Consider the following 23,067-nt stretch of genomic DNA (forward strand, 5'->3'; position numbering starts at 1 on the left):
CTTCATCGCCATGAACCTGAGACGAGCACGTCTGCTCACCGCTGGCTAGCCCCTCATCCAGCGAAAGCCAGTCTCCACCCCGCTCACCCTCTCCGGTGAACCCTCAAACCGGCCCAATCAGGCGAAAAAACTCGCCGCCGATCACCAACAACCCCCTCCGCACACGCAAATCGCTACTTATGCAGCAGTCCCGCGTGCGGGAGGGGCAGGGGGTGGGTTTCGCTCACTCCGTCGGAAGATTGCGAGAGGATCGGCACCTTTGTGCCCACCGCATGCGGCCGCGTCCTCCCCCACACCAACTCCCCCTTTGCAATCGGCCGGGCGCCCCCTATCCCTGAAGCCATGGGGAACATGGGGCCGCTATGACCTTGGCAGCGCTGATTGCCGCTTACCAAGACGCCGCGGCGCCGGACACGGGCCTTCGCGCGACCCTGCCGCTTGCCGGCCGCACCCTGGTCGAACGCCAGGCCAGGCTGGCTGCTTCGGCCGGCGCGGCCCCCGTCATCATCCTCGTCGAGCGGGTGCCGTCCGAGCTGGTCTCGGCGATCGATCGGCTGCGCAGCGAAGGCGTGAGCGTGACGGTTGCGCGCAGCGCCGCCGAAGCGGCCGACGCCGTCCATCCCAATGATCGCCTGCTGCTGGTGGCCGACGGCTTCGTCGCCGACGAAATCCACATCAGCCGCCTGCTCAGCGCCGGCAGCAATGCCTTGCTGACCGTGCCGGACCGCGGCATCAGCGACCGCTTCGAGCGGATCGACGCCCAGTCGCGCTGGGCGGGCCTCGCCTTGCTCAATGGCCAGGCGCTCAAGCAGACCGCGGCTATGCTCCAGGACTGGGACCTCCAGTCGACCCTGTTGCGCAAGGCGGTGCAGAGCGGCGCCCGCCAATTCTCGGTCAGCCTGGAGAGCGGCAGCGCGCATCTCGAGATCGCCCACACCAGCGCCGATCTCGCGGAGATCGAGGAGCAGATCCTCGCGGGCGCCGTTGCGCGTCGCCATAGCTGGGTGTCGCGCTACATGCTCGCGCCGGCGGAGCAGGCCGCGACCCGCTTGCTGATGCCGACCCGGGTGATGCCCGAATGGCTGCGCTTCCTCGCCGTCTTCCTGACCGGAGCGGCGGCCTTGCTGTTCACGCGCGATTGGCTGTGGACGGGCGGCCTGCTGCTGCTGCTTGCCACCCCCCTCGACGATATTGCCGATCGGCTCGCGATGCTCCGCATGCAGGGCGGGGGCGAGCCGAGCTGGTGGGCCAATCTGCTTCCGGTGATGGGTGCCGCCGCGCTGATGGCCTTCGCTTATTCGCTGAGCTTTGCCGGCGGCTGGGGATGCCTGGTGCTCGCGGCGGCGGCGCTCGCCTTTCTCGGCGCGATGCGCATCGAGATCGAGGGCCGCGACGTGCGGGGGAAGATCTTCCTCGCCGATCGCAAGGGGATGGTCTGGCTGATGCTGCCGTTCGCGCTCACCATGACCTGGCTCGGCGGGCTGCTCGCGCTCACGCTCTACGCGGCGGGCTCGTTCTTCTGGGCGCAGCACGAGGTTCACCGACGTATCCCGCCGCCGTGATTCGGGCTTGCCGAAGCGCCGTTAAGCAATTTGTCCTGTGTGTACGAAACGGGGACAGCGCCGGTGCTTAACCAAAGTCGGATAACGACAGCTTAACCCCGGCCGCGCTATGCCCCTCGCATGTCGGATCACATGACAGATCATGGGACAAGTGGCGGTACAAATGGTGACGCCGCCCGGCTGCTCGACGCGGCCGCGCGCGCGCGGCTTGCCGTGGGTCTTACCGATCTGTTCCTGCCCAGGCGCCTCCGGCTGAGCGAATGGCAGCGTGAGACGATGGCGACATTGCTGACGCGGCTCATCCGGTCGATCGAGGACGAGCTTCGCGCCGGCATCGCCGAGCGCCTCGAGGGCAAGGTCCGGCCCGATATCCAGGGTGCGATCACCTCCGCCCATGTCGAAATCGCGCTGCCGATCCTCGAAGCATCGGATGCGCTGCGCGAGCCGGCGTTGATCGCCTTGCTGCTGCGCCGCGTCGAGGAGCATCGGCTGTACCGTGCCGCGCAGGCGCATCGGGACCGGCGCCAGGGCAATCTGCTCGTCGAGCTGGTTCGCGACGAGGATGAGGCCGTCGCCGCCGCCGCAATGGGCCTGCTCACCGCCCAGAGCCGGCGTCTCGATCGCTTCCAGGAGCCGGTGATCGCCACGCCGGAGCTTCCGGCCGAGCTCGAGCATCGCCTCGTCTGGACCATCGCCGCCGCGCTGCGGCTCTATTTGATCGATCGCCACGGCGTCGATCCGGGCCTTGCGGACGAGGCGGTCTCGCTTTCCGCCGCCACCCGGCTCGTCGATTATGACGAAGGCGAAGGGCTCGATGCCCGCTGTCTCCGCCTCGCCCGAGCGCTCAACCGGCTCCGGCGGCTCGACGATGATTTCGTCAGCCGCGCCATCATCGAAGGCGGCTTGCCGCTGTTCCTCGCGGCGATCGCGCTGCGCTGCGAGCTGCCGGTCGACGCGGCCTGGGATATCTTCTCGGACCCGCGGGGGCAGGGACCGGCGCTGCTGCTGCGGGGCGGCGCGATGGCGCGCGAGCCCGCGGTGCAGATATTGCTGGCGGCGCATTTCGACGATGACGAGGCGGTCGTGCGGCAGGCCGAGCTGTTCGACGGCGTCTCGATCGACAGGGCCCGGACGGCGCTCCGCTTGTGGCAGATCGACCCCGCTTATCGCGATGCGATCGCGAGGGTCGCTCCGCTCGCGGCTCCAATGCCGGTCGGCGCGGCGTCATCGGCGTGAGCAGCAAGGATCAGGCGCATGGGCAGCCGCCCGGCCAGCCGCCAGGGCAGCCGAACACACAGCCGGTGCGCGGACGGGTCGATGCCGATGGACGCCTGATCGAGGCCGATGCGGCGCTTGCCGGTTTGCACAAAAGGGCCGGAGGCGAGGAGGGGGGCGTCCTTGCGCTGCCGCAGATCGCCGCGCTCGCCCGGCTTTCGAAGCGGCTCGGCGTGGTCATCTCGCGCGGTGCGGTCGCGGCCGATGGCGAGAGCGATCTCGACCTGTGGGTTCGCGCCAAACCGGTCGGCGACGAGGTCGAGCTCTCGATCACGGGGTGGAACGAGCGCTCGCCGCGCGCGCCGGCGGGCGCCGCCGAGGCCGAACGCGATGCCGACTTCCTGCGCGCCTCGGGCGATTGGATCTGGGAGACCGACGCGAAGCTGCGCATCACCTTCCTGTCGCCTGCGGCCGCCGCGAGCGTCGGCAAGTCCGCGGCCGACTATCTCGGCAAGCCGCTTTCGCGCCTGTTCCGCTTCGGCGAAGGCGATCAGGGCAGCCTGCCGATCCTCTCGGCGCTCGCCGAGCAGCGCCGTTTCGACGGCCAGCCGACCGAGCTGCGCGGCGGCAACGGCCATTATATGCTGAGCGGCGTGCCGCTGATCGACGGCGCCGGACGCTTCACCGGCTTTCGCGGTTCGGCCACCGCCGCGGCGGCGGCCACTTTCTCTGCGCCCTCCGCACCGTCCGCGCCGTCCTCCGCGCCGGCAGGAGCGTTCGGCGAGCGGCTCGACAAGGCGCTGCGCGCGCCGCTCGATCATATCATCGCCAATGCCGAGACGATCGGCTCGCAGCCCGAAGGGCCGCTACGCCGCGACTATGCCGGCTATGCGCACGACATCGCGGCGGCCGGGCGGCATCTGCTGGCACTGGTCGACGATCTCGTCGATCTGCAGGCGATCGAGCGGCCGGGCTTTACCGCCGAGGCGGAGCCGATCGACCTTGCCGACCTCGCGCGCCGGGCGGCCGGGCTGCTTGCGGTGCGGGCCGCGGACAGGAAGGTCCGCATCGAGCGCCCGGCGGATGACGCGCTTCTGCCCGCGACCGGCGAATTCAAGCGCGTGCTGCAGATCCTCGTCAACCTCATCACCAATGCGATCCGCTACTCGCCCGAAGGCGAGACCGTGTCGGTACGGGCCGAGCGCAAGGCCGGTTTTGCCGCGGTGATCGTGGCCGACCGCGGCAAGGGGGTCGCCAAGGCGGATCAGGAGCGCATCTTCGAGAAGTTCGAGCGGGTAGACCCGACCGAAGCCGGCGGCACCGGCCTCGGCCTCTATATCGCGCGCCGTCTCGCCCGCGCGATGGGCGGCGACATCACCTTGACGAGCACGCCGGGCAAAGGCGCTCGCTTCACGTTGACCTTGCCGTTGCGTGAATGACCTTGCCGTTGCGTGAATCGGACGGGGACTGAAGCGCCGAACGGCGCCGGGCCTAGACCACGGCGCCGCCGCAATCAGCGCTTGTCGACCGGGATATAGTCCCGCTGCGTCGCGCCGGTGTAGAGCTGGCGCGGGCGACCGATCTTCTGCTCGGGGTCGGAGATCATCTCGTTCCACTGCGCCACCCAGCCGACCGTGCGGGCGAGCGCGAACAAGGCGGTGAACATCGACGTCGGGAAGCCGATCGCCGAGAGGATCACGCCGGAGTAGAAATCGACGTTCGGATAGAGCTTCTTCTCGACGAAATAATCGTCGTTGAGCGCGATCTGCTCGAGCTCGCGAGCGACGTCGAAGATCGGGTCGGAGACGCCGAGCTCCTTGAGCACCGCCTCGGCGGTCTGTTGCATCACCTTCGCGCGCGGATCGTAATTCTTGTAGACGCGGTGGCCGAAGCCCATCAGCCGGAACGGATCGTCCTTGTTCTTGGCGCGGGCGATATATTCCTTGATCCGCTCCGGGCGGCCGATCTCGCGCAGCATGTTGAGCGCCGCTTCGTTGGCGCCGCCATGCGCGGGGCCCCACAGGCAGGCGATGCCGGCGGCGATGCAGGCGAACGGATTGGCGCCCGACGAACCGGCCAGGCGGACGGTCGAGGTCGAGGCGTTTTGCTCGTGATCGGCGTGAAGGATGAAGATCTTCCGCATCGCATTCTCGACGATCGGATTGACCTCGTACGGCTCGGCCGGAACGCCGAACGTCATGCGCAGGAAGTTGCCCGTGTAGCTGAGGTCGTTCTGCGGATACATGAACGGCTGGCCGATCGAATATTTGTAGGCCATCGCCGCGATCGTCGGCATCTTCGCGATCAGCCGATGGCTTGCCACCATGCGCTGGTGCGGATCGGTGATGTCGGTCGAGTCGTGATAGAAAGCGGAAAGCGCGCCGACGACGCCGCACATGATCGCCATCGGATGGGCATCGCGCCGGAAGCCGCGATAGAAAGTCGCGAGCTGCTCGTGCAGCATGGTGTGACGCGTGATCGTGTAGACGAAGCGTTCCTGCTCGGTCTTCGACGGCAGCTCGCCGTGCAGCAGGAGATAGGCCACTTCCATGAAGGTCGAGCGCTCGGCGAGCTGGTCGATCGGATAGCCGCGGTAGAGCAGGACGCCGGCATCGCCGTCGATATAGGTGATCTTGGATTCGCAGCTTGCGGTCGAGGTGAAGCCGGGATCGTAGGTGAAATGGTCAGTGTCGGCATAGAATTTGCGGATGTCGACAACCGACGGACCCACCGTGCCGGCGCGGACCGCATATTCCTGTTGTTGATCGCCAATCCTGATGCTGGCGGTTTCTTTTGCCATCTAAGACTCCTGTTTCGTCATAACGTCGGCCATGCGCGAGAGGCTTTCCTCGCGGCCGAGCAAAACCAGCACATCGAAAATCCCCGGCGAGGTCGCGCGGCCGGTGAGCGCCGCGCGAAGCGGCTGCGCCACCTGACCAAGCTTGACGCCGGCGTCCTCGGACAGCTTCCTGACGGCCCCCTCCGTCGCCGCTGCGGTCCATTGGTCGAGCCCCGAAAGGGCTGCGTGGGCGCGGGCGAGCAGCTCCGAGGCTCCGCCCTCTAGCAAGCTCGCAGCCCTCTCGTCCATCTCCAGCGGGCGCGCCGCGAAAAGGAATGTCCCGCCTTCGGCCAGCTCATGCAATGTTTTCGCGCGCGGCTTGAGCTCATCCATCGCGCGCACGAGCAGCGCCCGCTCATCCTCGCCGAGCGGGCGGCCTATCAGGCGCTCGATCTCGGGAGCGACCAGCGCGGCCAGCCGCTGATTGTCGGCCTCGCGGATATAATAAGCGTTGAGATTCTCGAGCTTCTTGATGTCGAAGCGCGACGGCGAGCGGCCGACATGGTCGAGATCGAACCAGCGGATCGCATCTTCCCTGCTGATGATCTCGTCGTCGCCATGGCCCCAGCCGAGCCGGAGCAGATAGTTGAACAAGGCCTCGGGCAGGATGCCGAGCTCGTCGCGATAGCTGTCTACCCCCGTCGCGCCGTGGCGCTTCGACATCTTCGCGCCGTCCGGCCCATGGATCAGCGGGACATGGGCGTAGGTCGGCTCCGGCCAGCCCATCGCGCGGATGATCGCCAGCTGGCGAAAGGCGTTGTTGAGGTGATCATCGCCGCGGATCACATGGGTGACACCCATGTCGTGATCGTCGACCACCACCGCGAGCATATAGGTCGGCGTGCCGTCCGAGCGCAGCAGGATGAAATCGTCGAGCTCGTTGTTCTGCACCGCGACCCGGCCCTGGACCTTGTCCTCGATCACCGTCTCGCCGTCCTGCGGCGCGCGCAGGCGGACCACGAACGGCGCGCCCGCCGGCGCCTCGCCCGGCGAGCAGTCGCGCCAGCGGCTGCGGACCCGCAGCGGGCGCCGCTCGGCCTCGGCCGCGGCACGCATCTGCGCCAGCTCGTCGGAGGTCAGATAGCAGCGATAGGCGTGGCCGGATTCGACCAGCGCGTGCGCCACCTCCGCGTGGCGCTCGGCGAACTCCGACTGGAAATGGGTCTGATCGTCCCAGTCGAGCCCGAGCCAGCGCATCCCGTCGAGGATCGCCTCGATCGCGGGCTGGGTCGAACGGGCGCGATCGGTATCCTCGATGCGCAGCAGGAATTTTCCGCCGTTGTGGCGGGCGTAGAGCCAGTTGAACAAGGCCGTGCGCGCGCCGCCGATGTGCAGGAATCCCGTGGGCGAGGGCGCGAAGCGAGTGACGACCGCCTGGGTTTCGCTGGTTGCGCTCACGCGCGCTTTCTCCAAGGATGGGTCCCGATGCGGACCGATGACGCGAGCGCCCCTAGCATAGCAGATGGGCCGCGACAAACGGCCTGGAAAGCCGGGCTCGCGGGCCTTGCTGCGCGTCTCAATGCCCGTCTCGAGGCGTTGTTCGAAGCGGAGCGCGACCAGCTCGCTTTATGGCTTCCGGTTGGCCTCGGCCTCGGCATCGCCGCCTGGTTCACATTACCGGACCAGCGGTCGTGGATTGCCTTCCTCCTGCTCGCGGGCGGGCTGACCTTGGCCTGCAGGGCGATTGCGCCGGGGACACGCTGGGGGCGCGCCCTGTCGCTCTTCTCGCTCGCCGCCTTGCTCGGCTGCGCCTTGGTCTGGACGAAAGCCGAGCGTGCGGCCGCGCCGGTGCTCGCGCATCCGAAAATGGCGCAGTTCACCGCGGTCGTCGAGGAGGTCCAGCCGGTGCCGGCGCGCGAGATGACGCGGCTGGTGGTGGCGCCGGTCGACGGATCCGATCTTCCGGCCAGGCTCCGGATCAACGTCGATCAGGACAAGATGATCGCCAATCTGGCGCCGGGCGCGTCGGTGCGGCTGCGTGGCTGGCTGATGCCGCCGGCACCAATGGCGGTGCCGGGAGCCTATGATTTCTCGCGCACCGCCTGGTTCAAGGGCATCGGCGGCAGCGGCCGCGCGCTCGACGTCGCGTTGGTGACCGGCGCGACCAGCCAGGGCTGGCGAGCGACGATCGCGGGGTGGCGGCAGAGCCTGTCGGCGCATGTTCGCGAACAGCTCGGGGGCGGCGCCGGCGGGATCGCCGCCGCGCTGGCGACCGGCGACCAGGGCGGCGTGCCAGAGGCCGACGCCGAGGCGATGCGGCAGAGCGGCCTCGCGCACCTGCTGTCGGTGAGCGGGCTTCACCTGACCGCCGTGGTCGGGGCGGTGATGCTGCTGAGCCTCGCACTGCTCGCGCTCAGCCCGACCTTGGCGCTGCGCTGGCCGCTGGTTCTGATCGCCGCCGGCGCGGCGGCGCTCGCCGGCATTGCTTACACCTTGCTCACCGGCGCCGAGGTGCCCACCGTCCGCTCGTGCATCGCGGCATTGCTGATCCTGCTCGGGATCGCGTTCGGGCGCGAGGCGCTGACGTTACGGCTGGTCGCGACCGGAGCGCTGATCGTGCTGCTGCTATGGCCGGAATCTTTGGTGGGTCCGAGCTTCCAGCTCAGCTTCGCTGCGATCACCGCGATCGTGGCGTTGCACGAACACCCCCGCATGCGTGCCTTGTTCGCGCGCCGCGACGAGCCGCTGCTGCCGCGGTTCGGCCGGGTCTTGCTGGCGCTGGCGCTGACCGGGCTGGCAGTCGAGGTCGCCTTGACGCCGATCGCACTCTATCATTTCCACAAGGCGGGCCTTTACGGCGCGCTCGCGAACATGATCGCGATCCCGCTCACGACGTTCGTAATCATGCCGCTCGAGGCCGCGGCCCTGCTGCTCGACCTGGTCGGGCTCGGCGCTCCCTTGTGGTGGGCGACCGGAGTTGCGCTGCGCGGCTTGCTGATGCTCGCGCACGCGACGGCAGCAGCGCCTGGAGCGGTGGCGATGCTTCCGACAATGCCGGTGCCGGCCTTCGCGCTGATGATTGCCGGCGGACTTTGGCTGCTGCTGTGGCGCACTGCCTGGCGGCGCTGGGGCTTGGTTCCGCTGGCCGTGGGGGCGCTGTGGACGCTTGCCACGCCGGCACCAGACCTGATCGTCACTGGAGACGGCCGCCATCTCGCGCTCCGCACCGACGAGGGCAGCTTTGCGATCCTGCGCTCACGGGCCGGCGATTATATTCGCGACCTGCTCGGCGAGACCTCGGGAACCGAGGGGGAACTTGGCGCGCTCGAAGAATGGCGGGGCGCGCGCTGCAACAAGGATTTTTGCAGCATTAAGATGATTCGGGGCGGCCGCCGCTGGACGATCCTGGCGACGCGCAGTCCCTATCTGGTGCCGTTTCCGGCGCTGAGGAGGGCCTGCGCGCGTGCCGATATCGTCGTCAGCGACCGGTGGCTTCCGCCCGGCTGCGCGCCGCGCTGGCTAAAGGCGGATCGCGCCTTTCTTCGCCGCAGCGGTGGCATTGCCGTCACTTTGGGCGCAGAACCTCGGGTGAGAACGGTTTCCGAGCTCGTCGGCCGGCACCCATGGGCTCAAACCGAGCGCCCGTAGGGAAGCCGAGCCGCCTTCCTCGCGAAAAGGCCGGCGGGGGAGGCAACCAGCGGTTTTGCGAAGGTTGCCGCGCAATCCGCTGTTCAACATTGGTAGATAATATCGGCGTGACGAACGGGATCGACGATGTGACCAAGGATCATGAAACGGCAGCCGGTGGCAAGCTCGGCGGAGCGCCGACTTATCGCGAGCGGCAGCGCCGACTTCCGGTCACCGCCATCGTCACACTCGACATCGGCTCGGGCGGGATCGAGGCGAATCTGTGCGACGTTTCCGAAAAGGGCGTCAAGGTCGAGAGCGACGCGCCGCTTCCGCAGGGACCCGTGACCGTCAAGATGATCGGCTTTCCGACATTTTCAGGCAATGTGCGCTGGCACGGTGGCCGGCTGTTCGGGATCGAGTTCGCCAATCCGATCCCGGAGGACTTTCTCAGCGAATGGGTCAAGGTTCACGGCCGCGGCTGAGCCGAAGGGCCGCGCGGCCTCAATCCAGCTTCACGGCAGCGAGCTCGTTGCCGCTCGGATCGACGAAATGGAAGCGTCGCCCGCCGGGAAAAGCAAAGATCGGCCGCACGATCGTGCCGCCGGCAGCCAGTATCGCATCGAGCGCCGCCTCGAGATCGCTAACGTCGATCACTGGCAACGGCGCGCGCGTCGCCTCTGCAGCGTCCGCCTGAAGGCCGATATCGGTGTCGCCACTGGTCGTCGCCGCATAGCTCGGCCCGAATTCGGCGATCGTCCAGCCGAACGCCTGTTCGTAGAAGCGCCGCGCGGCGGCGATGTCGCTCGTCGGGAGCTCGACGTAGTTCAGTCGCGCCATGGCTCGATCGTCGCGCTCAATAACGGCGGAGCAGGCCGGACAGCCGCCCCTGGATCTGGACCTGCTCGGGCCGATAGCGCTGCGGCGAATAATTGCGATTGGCGGGATCGAGCCGGATCATCGTGCCTTCGCGGCGGAAGGTCTTGAGCGTCGCCTCTTCGTTGTTGACCAGCGCCACGACGATCTCGCCGTCGCGCGCGACGTCAGTCTTGCGGATCAGTGCATAATCGCCGTCGAGAATGCCTTCTTCGACCATCGAATCGCCGGCCACCTCGAGCGCATAATGCTCGCCCGGGCCGAGCAAGGCGGCTGGAACGGCGAGGCTTTCGGTGCCTTGCAGCGCTTCGATCGGTGTGCCGGCGGCAATGCGGCCGTGGAGCGGCAGCTCGACGACGTCGTTGGCGACGATGCGCGGGTTCGGCGGGGTCGCTGCCGGCCGCAGCGGCACGACATTGTCGCCGGGGGTCGGGGCGCTGCCCGCCCGGTCCGGCATGCGGAGCACTTCGAGCGCGCGGGCGCGATTGGCGAGGCGGCGGATGAAGCCGCGCTCCTCCAGCGCCGAGATCAGCCGATGGACGCCCGATTTGGATTTGAGATCGAGCGCATCCTTCATCTCCTCGAACGACGGCGAGACGCCCTGCTCGGCGAGGTGATCATGGATATAGCAAAGAAGCTCATGTTGCTTGCGCGTCAGCATAAAGGGCTCCCATCCGGAACGAATGAAGAACGTGTAGGAAACGTTTCGGATGCTGTCAAGCGAGGACGTCGGGAACGCTGCCAGTGCCGGCCTGCTGCCGCGTCGCGGTGACCGCCGCGACGATGTAGAGGAAGGTGTCGAGGATCAGATGGCCATGATCGGTGGCGATGCTTTCGGGATGGAATTGGACGCCGTGGATCGGCAGCACGCGGTGGCGCAGGCCCTGGATGGTCGCATCGGGCGCGGTCGCGTTGACGTGGAGGCATTGCGGGAAGCCTTCCGGACGGACGGCGAGCGAATGGTAGCGGGCAGCCGTGAACGGCGACGGGATGCCCTCGAACAGGCCGGTGCCGTCGTGCGCGAGCGTGCTGGTCTTGCCATGCATCTGGCGCGGTGCCTTGCCGATGTGAGCGCCGAAATGCTGGGCAATCGCCTGGTGGCCGAGGCAGACGCCGAGCAACGGCTGGTTGGCGGCCGCGCAGGCTTCGACCAGCGCCAGCGATATCCCGGCACCGTTGGGTGCGCCGGGACCAGGCGATATCAGGAAGCCGTCGGCGCCGCTCGCCAAGGCCTGCGCAACGGTGATGCCGTCGTTGCGCGCCACTTCGACGGCGGCGCCGAGCTCGCGCAGATAATGGACGAGATTCCAGGTGAAGCTGTCGTAATTGTCGACGATGAGGATGTTGGGGCGGCTGAACGGCTCGCGCTGCGGGATCATCGACCCCTTACTCGACCGCGCCGCCGGACTGGAGCTGCCGCTTGACCCGCGCCGTCGCCGCCTGGTTGCGCTCGACGTCGAGCGAGCGCTCGACCGCGCGGGCGAATTGCGCGCCATATTCCTCGCTCACGCCTTGGCTGATTTGGCTGCGCGTCTGCTCGAGCAATCCCGGCACCTTGCTGAGATCGCCCGGCACGACCTGCTCGACGTGGACGACGAACCAGCCGGTGCCGTTGGGCGCTGCAAGGAGGCGTGTCTTGCCGTTGGGCAGGCTGAAGATCATCACGAGCGGCGGCGGCACACGCTCGCGCATCTGCTCGAGGTCGAGCCGCCGCACCTTCACCTGCTGAACCGGCGGCAGCCGAACGCCGGCGGCTGCGAATGCCTGCGCGAGCGGGGTCCCGGCATTCGCCTTGGCGACGATCGCCGATGCCACTGCCTGGGCACGCGCGAGCGAGCGTTCTTGCACCAGGTCCGCCTTCACCGCGTCGCCGATCGCGGCGAGCGGCGGCGGGGCGGCCGGGACGATCCGGCTGACGGCAAATAAGGCGAAGCGCTGGTTGGGCGTGATCGTCTCGACCACCGGATCCTCGTCGGCGCTCATCTCGAACCCCGGCTTCAGCAGCGGCGCGACGTCCGGAGGAAGCTTGAAATCGGCGACGCCTGGAGCGGTGCCGCCAGCGGTGATCGGCGCGGTTTCCTGGACCTGGAGCTTGTGCGCGCGCGCCACTTCCGCGAAGCTCGCGCCATCGCCGATCGCATCCTCCACCGCGGTCACCAGCTTGTTGATCGCGTCGTCGGCTTTCTGCTGCTCGATCCGCGCCGCAATCTCGGCGCGTACGGCTTCGAGCGGGCGGGCAGGGGTCGTGGTGACCTCGTCGACGCGCAGGATGTGCCAGCCGAACGGCGAGCGGACCGGCGCCGTCACCTGGCTTTTGGCGGCCGCGAACGCCGCGTTCGCCACCTCGGGGCTGGACAGCCGGGCAAGATCAGCCTTGCTTTGCGCCGCGAGCGCGATGTCGCCGGCCGCGAACCCACCCTGGGCGGCGGCCAAAGCAAAGCTCGTGCCGGACGCGAGCTTGGCCGCGAACGCCTTGGCGGCCGCGTCGGTGGGAAGCACCACTTGCGAGAAGGCGCGCGTCTCCTTCGGGCCGTAATTGGCAGCCGCGGCGCGATAGGCGGCCGCGATCTCAGCGTCGCTCGCCTTTGCGGTGGCGGCAACGTCGGCGCGGCCGAACGCGGCATAGCGAAGGACGCGCCGTTCGGGGATCGTGAAGCGATCCTGACGGCGCTTGAAATGGGCGGCGATCTCGGCCTCGGTCGGCTCGCTGCCGGGGCCAACCGCAGCGGCGGGGACGAGACCGACCGCACCGTTGCGCGTTTCGAGGCGCAGGCCGGCATAATAGCGCGCCATCGTCGCCGGCAGTTTGGCCGAAGCAGCGACCGGCACGAGGAGCTGACGCTGGATGATCTGGCCCGCGAGATCGGAGCGAAGCGTCGCTTCGCTGATCCGCTCTCCGGCGAGCACGCGCCGGAAGGTGGTCTGGTCGAATTCCCCGGCGAGATTGCGGAACGCCGGTATGCTGGCGATTTCGCCGTCGATCAGCCGTTTCGACGCGCGCATGCCCTGCTCGTGGCCGAAAGCGGAGAGCGCCTTCGCCGTCACCATTTGCGCCAGATTCTGCTCGAACGCGCCCTCGCGGAGGAAGGCGGCCATATCGACATCGGATTGCGGCTGCTCCTCGCGGATGCGGCTCAACTGGCGATTGAGCTGGTCGCTGAGCTCGGTCCCGGTGACCGTTTCGTCCTCGACCCGGGCCAGGATGTCGCCGTCGTCGGTCAGCGAGACGCCGGTGGGCGCGCTGACGCCGGTGATGATGAATGCGAGCATGATCAGGCCGAGCAGGGCGATCACGATCCAGGAGGAGAGGGCGCGGCGGAAAAAACTGATCATCGGCGCCTCTGGCTGCGGCTGCGAAAGTGAGCCGTCTTTGGCAGAGCGCGTGGGCTCCTGCAAGCGAGCCGCGGTCTGGCGCAAGGGGGCGGTCCAGGGCCTGATCCAGCGTGCGGAAAAGTCCCGTGCCTTGCTAGCCGCGGGCCTTCTCTCTTAAGAGCGCACCGGACCGCTCGCTCCGCGCAAGCGGGAACACAAGGGGTAGAAAGAAGTGCGTCGCAAATTGGTCGTCGGCAATTGGAAGATGAACGGCAGTCTCGCACAGCTCGGCGAAGTCGCCGCGGTGGCGGCGGCGGCCAAGGAGGCGGCGGGGGTCGACGTCGCCATCTGCCCGCCGTTCACCCTGATCGCCTCGTCGGTCGCTCGGTCGGCCGGCCTGCCGATCGGTGCGCAGGACTGCCATCATGCGGAAAGCGGCGCGCATACCGGCAACGTCTCGGCGGGGATGCTCAAGGAGGCCGGCGCGCGGCTGGTCATCGTCGGCCACAGCGAGCGGCGTGCCGAGCAGCATGAGAGCGACGCGCTCGTCCGCGCCAAGGCCGAAGCCGCGCTGCGCCACGGCCTCACGGCCATCGTCTGCGTCGGCGAGAGCGAGGCCCAGCGCGAGGCCGGCGACGCCGTCGCAATCGTCACCAGGCAGCTCCGCGGGTCGCTTCCGGCCGAGGCGGGCGAGGGCGAGCTGGTGGTCGCTTATGAGCCGATCTGGGCGATCGGCACCGGCAAGACCGCGACCCCTGCGGACGTCGCCGAGATGCACAAGGCGATCCGCGGCCACCTTCTGGAGAATTTCGGCGATCGCGGCGGCCGCGTGCGCATCCTCTATGGGGGATCGGTCAAGGCCGACAATGCCGCCATATTGTTCGCGTTCGACGACGTCGACGGCGCGCTGGTCGGAGGCGCGAGCCTGACGGCTGCGCAATTCGTCCCGATTGTCGAGGCTGCGAGGGGCTGACGTTCCTCTTCCCTCCCGCTGCAAAACCCCGTTCGCCGGACCGTGTCGAACCGCATGACCCCCTATTCCTCCCCCGGTTTTCCGGGGGAGGGGGACCGCGCAGCGGTGGAGGGGCCCTTCAGGGGAGGAATGGATGATTTATGCAGCGCTCCCGCGTGCGGGAGGGGAGTTCGTTCGCATTGAACCGGCCCCGTTGAACCGCAACCGCGGATCGACTAGATCGCCTCCACATATCCTTTCCCCGAAAGACCGTTCGTCATGTTCAAGTTTCTGCTCATCGTTCAGACGCTGATTGCCGCCGCGCTCGTCGGCGTCATTTTGATGCAGCGTTCGGAAGGGGGCGGGCTTGGCGTCGGCGGCAACAGCTCGGGGCTGATGACCGCGCGCGGCGCGGCGGACTTCCTCACCCGCGCGACCGCGATCCTTGCCACCTTGTTCGTGGTGCTGAGCATCGCGCTCGCCGGCATCGCCACGGTCCAGCGCGCGCCCACCACGATCGACACGTCGCTCGCGAAGACCGTGCCAGCTGGTCCGGCGCTGCCCGCCACAGGGGCTCCGCTCCCCGGGCAGGTGCCGATGGCGGCCGATCCGCTCGCCGGCGCAGCCGGTGTCGGCACCAGCGCCGCTCTGGCAGGCATCGCCAACCAGACGGAGAGCGTGCCGCTCGCGCGCTAAGCAATTTAGTCAGTGGACGCGATCGCGGGCCATCAAGCACGATCGAGTCAAGCGTTCGGAGCGAGGCGCTAGAAGCGCAAAATATTCCGCCCGATCCGATTCGGCACCTTGCCCTCGCGGGGGGTCCGGCCTTAGTCCTGTTCTCCCATGGCGCGGTTCATTTTCATCACCGGCGGCGTGGTCTCATCCCTGGGGAAAGGCCTGATGGCCGCTTCGCTCGGAGCCTTGCTCCAGGCGCGCGGCTTCAAAGTCCGCATCCGTAAGTTCGATCCTTATCTCAATGTCGATCCGGGGACGATGTCGCCCTATCAGCATGGCGAGGTCTACGTTACCGACGACGGCGCCGAGACCGATCTCGATCTCGGCCATTATGAGCGGTTCACCGGCGTTCCTGCCCGTCAGTCGGACAACATCACCACCGGCCGCATCTACCGCGACATCATCGCCAAGGAGCGCCGCGGGGATTATCTCGGTGCGACCGTCCAGGTCATCCCCCACGTCACCAACGAGATCAAGGAGTTCGCGCTCGCGGACACCGATGGGCTCGACTTCGTGATCTGCGAGATCGGCGGCACGGTCGGGGACATCGAGAGCCTGCCGTTCGTCGAGGCGATCCGCCAGTTGCGCAACGATATCGGGCGCGCGAACACGGTCTCGATCCACACCACGCTCGTGCCCTATATCGCGGCGGCCGGCGAGCTGAAGACCAAGCCGACGCAGCATAGCGTGCGCGATCTGACCAGCCTTGGCATCCAGCCCGACGTCTTGCTGTGCCGCGTCGATCGCCCGCTGCCGGAGAGCGAGCGCGCCAAGATCGCCCAATTCTGCAACGTCCGCAAGGAAGCGGTGATCCCTGCGCTCGATGCCAAGAGCATCTATTCGGTGCCGCTCCAATATCATCGCGAAGGGCTCGACTTTGAAGTGCTGCGCGCGTTCGGGATCGAGGATGCGCCGGCGCCCGATCTGTCTCGCTGGTACGACATCATCGACCGGCTGGAGAATTTCGAGGGCGAGGTGACGATCGGCGTGGTCGGCAAATATGTCGGCCTTCCCGATGCCTATAAGAGCCTCACCGAGGCCTTGATCCACGGCGGGATCGCCAATCGGGTCAAGGTGCGGATCAACTGGCTCGACGCCGAGCTGTTCAGCGAGAACGGCCCCGACGGCCTGAACAATGTCGCGCCGATGCTGGAGCCGGTGCACGGCATCCTCGTCCCGGGGGGCTTCGGCGAGCGCGGCAGCGAGGGCAAGATCGCCTCGGTCCAGTTCGCGCGCGAGCGCGGCGTGCCGTTCTTCGGCATCTGCCTGGGGATGCAGATGGCGTGCATCGAGGGTGCCCGCAATCTTGCCGGCCTGCCCGACGCCTCGACCACCGAATTCGGCCCGACCGACGAGCCGGTGGTCGGCCTGATCACCGAATGGATGGGCAAGGAAGGTCTCGAGCGCCGCGCGGCGAACGGCGATCTTGGCGGGACGATGCGGCTCGGCGCCTATGAGGCGCGGCTAAGCCCCAACAGCCACGTCGCGAGCATCTACGGCAACAACCCGATCAGCGAACGTCACCGCCATCGCTACGAGGTCAACGCTCATTATCGCGACGCGCTCGAAAAGGGCGGCCTCATCTTCTCCGGCATGAGCCCGGACAATCAGCTTCCCGAAATCGTCGAGCGGCCCGACCATCCCTGGTTCGTCGGCGTCCAGTTCCACCCGGAGCTCAAGAGCAAGCCGTTCGACCCGCACCCGTTGTTCGCAAGCTTCATCGAGGCGGCAGTCAAGCAGTCACGGCTCGTCTAGCTGCCGGCCTTCGGCAGTGCTCAGCGCCTACAATCCCCACCAGGGCAGGCGCCCGTAATAGCCGGCGACCTCCTCGTCATGCTTGCGGTCGCGCGGCCGATCGGCCTCGTCGAGGCGCAATGTCGGGGCGTTGCGCAATTGCTCGGCCGACAGGTCCGCCACATAAGCGTCGAGATCGACGTCATAGGTGAGCATGTCCCACGGGATGGGATGCGCGCGCTCGGCCATGCCGAGGAAGCCGCCGAACGACATCACGGCATAAGCGACCTGGCCGCTGCGTTTCTCGATCATCACCGAGTGGATCGTGCCGAGCTTCTGTTCCTGCCGGTTGTAGACGGCGGTGCCCTCCACCCGCCGCGACGAGATCAGCTCATGGGCGTCATCGGTGACTCGTTCGAACGATATCTCCTGCGTGTCTTGAATGGCCATTGTCCGCCTCCATTCGACGGGATGCAAAAAAGGAACGCCCCAGCTCCCGGCTGAGGCGCTCCTTTGGCCGCCAGCCGGCGGCAGCTTCCAATCGATCCCTGTACGGATCGAATGAACGCGGCAAGGCAAGTGTCTGTTCCGTCCCGCCGGTCACAGATCGCGCGCCGATGCTGGTGCCGATGCTGGTGGTCGAACGGTGCGCGACGCGTTATCGTGGGCGCCGATGGAAACCCAGTCGCATAGCTTCCTGGTCGCTGGTGTGCTGGTGGCGCTGCTGGCCGCGCTGTTTGGCTATATCGTCTGGGCTTCGCCCAACGCCGGCAGCAACAGCCAGCTCTACGATATCAAGTTCGACGGCTCGGTCGCGGGATTGGCGGAGGGTTCGCCGGTGAGCTTCTCCGGGGTCGCGATCGGACGGATCCAGGACATCGACTTCGATCCGGTCGACCCGCAGCTCGTCCGCGTGCGGATCCTCGTCACCGACCCCGAGGCGCCGATCCTGCAGGGCACCACCGCCAACCTCCACCGCGACCTGTTCGGAGGGGCGCTGATCTCGCTCGACGGCGCGGCAGCGGGTGCGCCGCCGATCAAACCGAGAAGGCCAGGCGAGATCCCGATCATCCCGGCGGAGAAGGGAAGCGGGCTGCTCGGCGGAGACACGGTCAGCACGGTCGAGAAGATCTCCGCGACCGCCGAACGGCTCAACCGGATGCTCACCCCGGCGGGGCAGCAGAGCATTTCCGCGCGGATTGCCGAGGTCGAGCGCCGCAGCGCGCGCCTTGCCGCGAACGGCCCCGCGCTCGCCCAGAAGATGGCGACGTCGCGGACGGCAATCCGGGAAACCGGGCAAGGGCTGGCGACGATGGGCCGCTCGGCCGATGCCGCCGAGCGGCGGCTGGCGGCCCAGGGCAGCGGCGACGCGCGGGCGATGCGCCAGTCGCTGCGCGAGGCGCGTGCCGGCATGGCGCGGCTCGATGCGAGCATCGACGCGATGGAACCGAGCGTTCGCTCGTTCTCGCAGCCTGGGCTCCACCAGCAGGTGCGCGATATGCGCAGCAGCGCACGTGAACTCGGCACCAACGTCCAGCAGATCGACCGCTCGGGAATCGGCCCGGCGGTGTCGCCCCCGGCGCTGCCCGACTATAAGCCGCGCTGAGCCTCAGGCGCGGTCGACCCTCGCCGCATCCAATTTCGGGGACACAATACTTAATTCTCCCAACGTCTGTTCTGCCAAGGACATCTCAGAGCGCTAATCAGTATTGTGTCCCTGTATTAGCGAGCCTCAGGCGCGGTCGACCCTCGCGGCATAGCAGCCCCGCGACGCATAATGGGCGTGGAGGTAGCGCGCCGCCGGGTCGGCGAACATCGCTTCGATGCCCTCCTCGAGCCGGGCGCCGTCCAGCACCGCGCCGTCGATCATTTCATCCCCCTCGTCGAACGCCCGAAGCGAGATCAGCCGCAGACGCAGGGCTTCGGGAATCTCGTCGATCCTGTCGTAACGCCGGGCGGCATGTTCGCGGACGAAAATGGCATGGCTGGCACGATAGGGCGTCGCCGCCGGCTGGTGCATGTAATTGAGCAGCAACAGGCGCTCGCCGGGCTCGGCGTCGCGGACCTCGATCCGATCGGGAAAGCCTGGCTTGCGGTCCGCGATACAGCGCTTCACGCCGTGCCGGGCAAGCAGCTCGTCGGGCAGGCCGAACAAATGGCCAAAGAAGTCCGGGCTCAGCCCGGTGATACGAAAGCTCATGATCGCTCTCCGATAGTCGCGTCTCGTCATCGCGCTCGCGGCGAGGTCGCGCGCTCCGTTTCTTGCGCTCGAACAATGCCGCGCGGGCGCGGGTAGTTGGCGCGCTCTGTGCGCCTCCCCGCCGGCGGCGACGATCAGACCGGACGCGGGCGGCGGGAGGCAATTGCGGGGACACAATACTCAATTCGCCTCGACAGCAGTTCTGCCAACCCGTCGAGCCTTAATAGGTATCGTGTCCCCGAATTAGCTCTCAAGGGCATCCTCGAGCCCTAATCAGTATTGTGTCCCCGAATTAGACCGGGCGGGGGCGGCGGGGGAGGCCCGGCGCGCAATCGAGCGCCGGGTCCCAGCGGCCGAGCTCGGCCGCCGCTTCATAGGTCGAGGTGAGGAAGATCATCAGCGCCTGCGCCGGGTCGGGCGAGGTGCGCAGATCCTCGTAGCGGAAGACGAACTCGCCGAGCATCGGCTCGAACCGCGCGCCGGCGGGCATGATCGGCGCCGCGGCGAAGCCGTTCGGCGCCGGATAGGCGTAGGAGTAGAAAGCGGCATGCGGGAAGGCGTCGTTGCCTGGCCAGAAGCCAGCGCTGCTGACCTCGTGCGAATAGGCCTCGCGCGCGATCTCGTCGGGCAGATGCGGGACGCCGCCCGGATGCGGCGGGGCAGGGCGGCCGGAAAAACGCGTCACGGCGAGATCGAAGCTTCCCCAGAAAAAATGGACCGGGCTCGCCTTGCCGACGAAGGCGGTGCGGAACTGGCCGAGCAGCCGGTTGGCGGTGAGCAGCACGCGCCAGAAGCGGCGCACCGCCTCGGCATCATAGGCACAATGCGTGCGGTCGTCGGCGAAGCGGATCCGATCGGCCATCTCGTTGGGATATTCGTGGATCGCGACCTCGATGCCATGGCGGCTGAGCATCGCGAACAGACCAGCGTGGAAGTCGGCGACGCTTTGCGGCTGCAGCGCCAGCGCGTCCTCGCCGCCGACGCTGTCGCGGAACAGCAGGCGCTGCTCGATCAGGTCGAATTCGAGCTCGAACGCGTCATCGAGGTAGGGCATCGGAGAGGTGGTCAGCCCGCGCGCCGAGACATAGAGCGGAACGTGCCAGCTGTGGTTGAGCCATGGCGTCAGCGCCAGCCGCACCTTGCCGACGATCTGCATCCAGAGCTGGAGCGTGATCGCCGTCTCGCGCCACGTCCCCCAGACGAGCGGCGGCCAGACATCAGCTTTTGTGGCCATCCACGCGTCCCCCAATCGACAAGGGCTGCCCTATAGCAGACAAGTCAGGGGGTTGGGCAGCGGCGGCGTCGCTCGCCCGAAGGCTTCCCGCGCTCGACGCGATCCCGCCCGCCGCGCTCAGGCGGCCATCCCGGAACCGAGATAGACGGTCTGGAACAGCGCGATCGCGATCGCGGCAGCGGCGCTCACCCATTGAACATGCGGCGCGAAGAGCAGTGTGGATGGTCCGTGCTTCATGATCAGACTCCCTTGCTCCGATAGCGCATAACCGGGAAATCTGTGAAAATTCTTAAGCTCCCGCCGCGCAGGGCGTAGACGGGAAGCTCAGCCGGGGAGGCGGCAGGCATCGACCCATTTGCCGTCGACCAGCGCGGCGAGACGCTCGGGCGTCACCCGCACCGAGCTGTTGAGCGATCCCGCCGCGGGGAAAACCTCGTCGAAATCCCGCAGCGAGCGGTCGAGAAACACCGGCAGCGGCGTCTGCAGGCCGAACGGACAGACACCGCCGACCGGATGGCCGGTCAGTGCGAGCGTCTCCTCCGCCCCGAGCATGCGCGGTCGCCCGCCGAACGCGGCTTTGGCCTTGGCATTGTCGAGCCGCGCATCGCCGCGCGCGACGAGCAGGAAGGTTTCGCCGTTGGCGCGCACCGCCAAGGTCTTGGCGATGCGGCCCGGCGCGACGCCAAGGGCGACGGCCGCTTCCTGGACGGTGGCGGTGCTCTGCTCGGTTTCGATGATCGGCAGATCGGGGGCATGATCGGCCAGCCAGGCGCGAACCGCTTCGACGCTCATGTCTGCGTCATTCGCCGAGAAGATGGAGCGCGAGGCTGCGGCGGTGCGGACGGCGGCGGTGCTCGAACAGATAGATGCCCTGCCAGGTGCCGAGCGCGAGCGCGCCGCCGGTGAGCGGGATCGAGAGCTGCACCTGGGTCAGCGCCGTGCGCAGGTGCGCGGGCATGTCGTCGGGTCCTTCGTCGTCATGCGCGTAAGCAGCCGGGTCTTCGGGTGCGATGCGCGCGAAATAGGCTTCGAGATCGCTGCGCACCTCGCGCGCCGCATTTTCCTGGATCAGCAGCGAGGCGGAGGTGTGGCGGCAGAATATCGTCAGCAGGCCCTGCTCCATGCCCTGCGCGGCGACCCAGCGCGTGACGTTGCTCGAGATCTCGACCAGCCCCTGACGCTGCGTCTCCACCTCGATCGTGCCCGTCGCCTGCCGCATCGCGGCCGCTTAGCCCGTAACGCAGCGCTTGGACAGCGCCCGACGCGCCACTCTCAAACGATGGTTGATCGTCCGGTCGAATCTCCGATATGATCAACAGATATAAGATGATCATGAAGGGTGTTGAGGATGACAATCAAAGTCATCGGCAGTGGGTTCGGCCGGACCGGCACATTGTCGCTGCACCAGGCGCTCGAGCGGCTCGGTTACGGCGAATGCTTCCACATGAATGAGCTGATCGCCGATCCGAGCAAGATGCCCGCCTGGACCGCAGCCGCCGACGACCCCTCGTCGGCCGATTGGGACGCGATTTTCGCAGGCTATAATTCGACCGTCGATTGGCCTGCCGCCGCTTATTGGCGCGAGCTCGCTGATTATTATCCCAACGCGAAAATCATCCACACGGTCCGCGATCCGCAGCGCTGGTTCGACAGCACCCAGGCGACGATCTTCAGCCCGGTGATGCTCAAGCAGATCCCGCCGCTGATGCTCGAGATGTGCACCAAGATCGTCTATTCGCTGTTCGATGGGCGGATCCATGACCGCGATCACGCGATCTCGGTCTACGAGCAGCATACCAAGACGGTGATCGACACCATCCCGGCCGACCGCCTGCTGGTGTTCGACGTGCGCGACGGCTGGGAGCCTTTGTGCCGCTTCCTCGGCCACGACGTTCCCGATGACGCCTTCCCCCGCGCGAACGACGTCGAGGAACTGTGGGACAATGTCCAGAGAATGACGGGCGCGACGCGGGAAGAGGCGGCGCATTAAATAGATCCCAGGTTGCGCCTGTCGTCAGGTCGTATGCTGCATCGGGGCGAACGGCTGCGCCCCGTAGATGTCGCGCTTCCAATTCTTGGTGACCAGCACATAGTCGCCGACCTTCGCCTCGGCGAACAAGGCGGCCGCGAATTCGTCCGGCAGGCCGATGCAGCCGTGGGTCGCGTACTCGTCCCTTATCTCTTCGCTCGCATGGATCGAAATGCCGTCGTTGGTCAGCCGAAGCATATAAGGCATCGGCGCGCCATAGAGGTTGGAGATATGGTGCCGCTTGCGCTGCAGGATCGGATAGATCCCAGTCGGAGTCGGCTTGTCGTCGGCGCCGTAGATCATCGACGAGCGTCCGATCTCGATCCCGCCGCGATAGACGTAGACGTACCGCCACTCGAGATCGATGACGACGGTCAGCGGCCCCGCCGGCACTCCGTCCGCGTTCCAGGCATAATCGCCCGGCCGGATCGGCGCGTCGGGCGAAAGCGGCGAGACGACCGCGAACTCCGGCTTTGCAGGCGCTGCGGCGAGGATCGGCGCAGGGGCTGCGGTTGTCGTGACTGGCGTCGTGACTGGCGTGGTGACCGGAGCCGCGACGTTCCTCGCCGGCGCTTCGATCTGTGCCGAAACGGGAGGGGGCGCAGGCGAGGCGAGCAGCGCGACCAGGATCGCGGCGGCCAACGCGTTCAGCGCAACCCTGTTCTTCCGTCGGCTCGGCATTTGCGGCATCACCATGGCTGTTGAACGTATGGCCGCAATTTATGGGGCCGGCCGCGTCATGGCTATAGGAGGCCTTGCCTCGCGCCGGGCGTGTTTCGGTTCGGGACGATCGGGGCAGTTCCTATTGATGG

At 67.3% G+C, this 23,067-nt stretch carries 22 protein-coding genes; 10 read left to right on the forward strand and 12 right to left on the reverse strand.

Going from position 1 to position 23,067, the window contains the following annotated elements; all coding sequences use genetic code 11:
- Positions 1–362: 362 nt before the first annotated feature.
- The 3 genes from V6M48_RS05715 (at position 363) to V6M48_RS05725 (ending at position 4,216) form a co-directional block, all read left to right on the forward strand.
- The gene (locus V6M48_RS05715) at positions 363–1,562 is read left to right on the forward strand and encodes a hypothetical protein (RefSeq protein WP_332811565.1); all 1,200 of its coding nucleotides are present in this window, start codon (positions 363–365) and stop codon (positions 1,560–1,562) included.
- 132 nt (positions 1,563–1,694) lie between these two features.
- Positions 1,695–2,798: a DUF2336 domain-containing protein gene (locus V6M48_RS05720; RefSeq protein ID WP_332811566.1), complete on the forward strand. Its 1,104-nt coding sequence runs from the start codon at positions 1,695–1,697 to the stop codon at positions 2,796–2,798.
- Positions 2,795–4,216: an ATP-binding protein gene (locus V6M48_RS05725; RefSeq protein WP_443019054.1), complete on the forward strand. Its 1,422-nt coding sequence runs from the start codon at positions 2,795–2,797 to the stop codon at positions 4,214–4,216. Before V6M48_RS05720 ends, V6M48_RS05725 begins: the two co-directional genes overlap by 4 nt.
- 74 nt (positions 4,217–4,290) lie before the next feature.
- Here the strand turns inward: V6M48_RS05725 and V6M48_RS05730 are convergent, their stop codons facing one another.
- Together V6M48_RS05730 and gltX are read right to left on the reverse strand one after the other, a co-directional pair.
- Entirely contained in the window at positions 4,291–5,577 is a 1,287-nt protein-coding gene (locus V6M48_RS05730) for a citrate synthase (protein ID WP_332811567.1), read from the reverse strand.
- Complete coding sequence (gltX, locus tag V6M48_RS05735; protein ID WP_332811568.1) at positions 5,578–7,014, reverse strand: glutamate--tRNA ligase; 1,437 nt, start codon at positions 7,012–7,014, stop codon at positions 5,578–5,580. It lies immediately after the preceding gene.
- A gap of 27 nt (positions 7,015–7,041) precedes the next feature.
- Here gltX and V6M48_RS05740 point away from each other — a divergent pair, with 27 nt between their 5' ends.
- Positions 7,042–9,204, forward strand: a complete 2,163-nt coding sequence (locus tag V6M48_RS05740; RefSeq protein ID WP_332811569.1) for a ComEC/Rec2 family competence protein — start codon at positions 7,042–7,044, stop codon at positions 9,202–9,204.
- A gap of 107 nt (positions 9,205–9,311) precedes the next feature.
- The gene (locus tag V6M48_RS05745; RefSeq protein WP_332811570.1) at positions 9,312–9,668 is read left to right on the forward strand and encodes a PilZ domain-containing protein; all 357 of its coding nucleotides are present in this window, start codon (positions 9,312–9,314) and stop codon (positions 9,666–9,668) included.
- A 19-nt stretch (positions 9,669–9,687) separates the two neighbouring features.
- Here the strand turns inward: V6M48_RS05745 and V6M48_RS05750 are convergent, their stop codons facing one another.
- Genes V6M48_RS05750 through V6M48_RS05765 form a run of 4 tightly spaced genes read right to left on the reverse strand, consistent with a single transcriptional unit; the run spans position 9,688 to position 13,392 of the window.
- The gene (locus V6M48_RS05750) at positions 9,688–10,023 is read right to left on the reverse strand and encodes a VOC family protein (RefSeq protein ID WP_332811571.1); all 336 of its coding nucleotides are present in this window, start codon (positions 10,021–10,023) and stop codon (positions 9,688–9,690) included.
- A 16-nt stretch (positions 10,024–10,039) separates the two neighbouring features.
- Positions 10,040–10,720 carry a transcriptional repressor LexA gene (gene lexA / locus V6M48_RS05755; RefSeq protein ID WP_332811572.1) on the reverse strand — a complete coding sequence of 227 codons (681 nt, stop codon included), beginning with the start codon at positions 10,718–10,720 and terminating at the stop codon, positions 10,040–10,042.
- Positions 10,721–10,775: 55 nt separating this feature from the next.
- The gene (locus V6M48_RS05760) at positions 10,776–11,438 is read right to left on the reverse strand and encodes an anthranilate synthase component II (protein WP_332811573.1); all 663 of its coding nucleotides are present in this window, start codon (positions 11,436–11,438) and stop codon (positions 10,776–10,778) included.
- 7 nt (positions 11,439–11,445) lie between these two features.
- Positions 11,446–13,392, reverse strand: a complete 1,947-nt coding sequence (locus V6M48_RS05765) for a peptidylprolyl isomerase (RefSeq protein ID WP_332811574.1) — start codon at positions 13,390–13,392, stop codon at positions 11,446–11,448.
- 211 nt (positions 13,393–13,603) lie between these two features.
- Between V6M48_RS05765 and tpiA the strand changes: the two genes are divergently transcribed.
- The 3 genes from tpiA to V6M48_RS05780 all read left to right on the forward strand — a co-directional run bounded on the left by tpiA (position 13,604) and on the right by V6M48_RS05780 (position 16,813).
- Positions 13,604–14,344 (forward strand): triose-phosphate isomerase, encoded by a 741-nt coding sequence (tpiA, locus tag V6M48_RS05770; protein WP_332811575.1) that lies wholly within the window; start codon positions 13,604–13,606, stop codon positions 14,342–14,344.
- Between the two features lie 258 nt (positions 14,345–14,602).
- Positions 14,603–15,019 (forward strand): preprotein translocase subunit SecG, encoded by a 417-nt coding sequence (secG, locus tag V6M48_RS05775; RefSeq protein WP_332811576.1) that lies wholly within the window; start codon positions 14,603–14,605, stop codon positions 15,017–15,019.
- A gap of 147 nt (positions 15,020–15,166) precedes the next feature.
- Positions 15,167–16,813: a CTP synthase gene (locus V6M48_RS05780; protein ID WP_332811577.1), complete on the forward strand. Its 1,647-nt coding sequence runs from the start codon at positions 15,167–15,169 to the stop codon at positions 16,811–16,813.
- 27 nt (positions 16,814–16,840) lie between these two features.
- On the opposite strand, the gene V6M48_RS05785 is transcribed toward V6M48_RS05780, so the two are convergent.
- Positions 16,841–17,242 (reverse strand): PRC-barrel domain-containing protein, encoded by a 402-nt coding sequence (locus tag V6M48_RS05785; RefSeq protein ID WP_332811578.1) that lies wholly within the window; start codon positions 17,240–17,242, stop codon positions 16,841–16,843.
- A 223-nt stretch (positions 17,243–17,465) separates the two neighbouring features.
- Here V6M48_RS05785 and V6M48_RS05790 point away from each other — a divergent pair, with 223 nt between their 5' ends.
- Positions 17,466–18,398: an MlaD family protein gene (locus V6M48_RS05790; RefSeq protein WP_332811579.1), complete on the forward strand. Its 933-nt coding sequence runs from the start codon at positions 17,466–17,468 to the stop codon at positions 18,396–18,398.
- Between the two features lie 126 nt (positions 18,399–18,524).
- On the opposite strand, the gene V6M48_RS05795 is transcribed toward V6M48_RS05790, so the two are convergent.
- From V6M48_RS05795 to V6M48_RS05810, 4 genes are all read right to left on the reverse strand, one after another.
- Complete coding sequence (locus tag V6M48_RS05795) at positions 18,525–18,992, reverse strand: DUF1203 domain-containing protein (RefSeq protein ID WP_332811580.1); 468 nt, start codon at positions 18,990–18,992, stop codon at positions 18,525–18,527.
- A 292-nt stretch (positions 18,993–19,284) separates the two neighbouring features.
- Positions 19,285–20,226, reverse strand: a complete 942-nt coding sequence (locus V6M48_RS05800) for a DUF5996 family protein (RefSeq protein ID WP_332811581.1) — start codon at positions 20,224–20,226, stop codon at positions 19,285–19,287.
- A gap of 324 nt (positions 20,227–20,550) precedes the next feature.
- On the reverse strand, positions 20,551–21,018 hold the full coding sequence (locus tag V6M48_RS05805; RefSeq protein ID WP_332811582.1) for a YbaK/EbsC family protein: 468 nt from the start codon (positions 21,016–21,018) through the stop codon (positions 20,551–20,553).
- A 7-nt stretch (positions 21,019–21,025) separates the two neighbouring features.
- Positions 21,026–21,445 carry a secondary thiamine-phosphate synthase enzyme YjbQ gene (locus V6M48_RS05810; RefSeq protein ID WP_332811583.1) on the reverse strand — a complete coding sequence of 140 codons (420 nt, stop codon included), beginning with the start codon at positions 21,443–21,445 and terminating at the stop codon, positions 21,026–21,028.
- 129 nt (positions 21,446–21,574) lie between these two features.
- On the opposite strand from V6M48_RS05810, the gene V6M48_RS05815 reads away from it, so the two are divergent.
- The gene (locus V6M48_RS05815) at positions 21,575–22,216 is read left to right on the forward strand and encodes a sulfotransferase family protein (RefSeq protein ID WP_332811584.1); all 642 of its coding nucleotides are present in this window, start codon (positions 21,575–21,577) and stop codon (positions 22,214–22,216) included.
- A gap of 24 nt (positions 22,217–22,240) precedes the next feature.
- Here the strand turns inward: V6M48_RS05815 and V6M48_RS05820 are convergent, their stop codons facing one another.
- Positions 22,241–22,936, reverse strand: coding sequence for a L,D-transpeptidase family protein (locus tag V6M48_RS05820; RefSeq protein WP_332811585.1), 696 nt, complete (start codon positions 22,934–22,936; stop codon positions 22,241–22,243).
- Positions 22,937–23,067 lie beyond the last annotated feature (131 nt).

Source organism: Sphingomonas sp. (assembly GCF_036677245.1).
Classification (GTDB): Bacteria; Pseudomonadota; Alphaproteobacteria; order Sphingomonadales; family Sphingomonadaceae; genus Allosphingosinicella.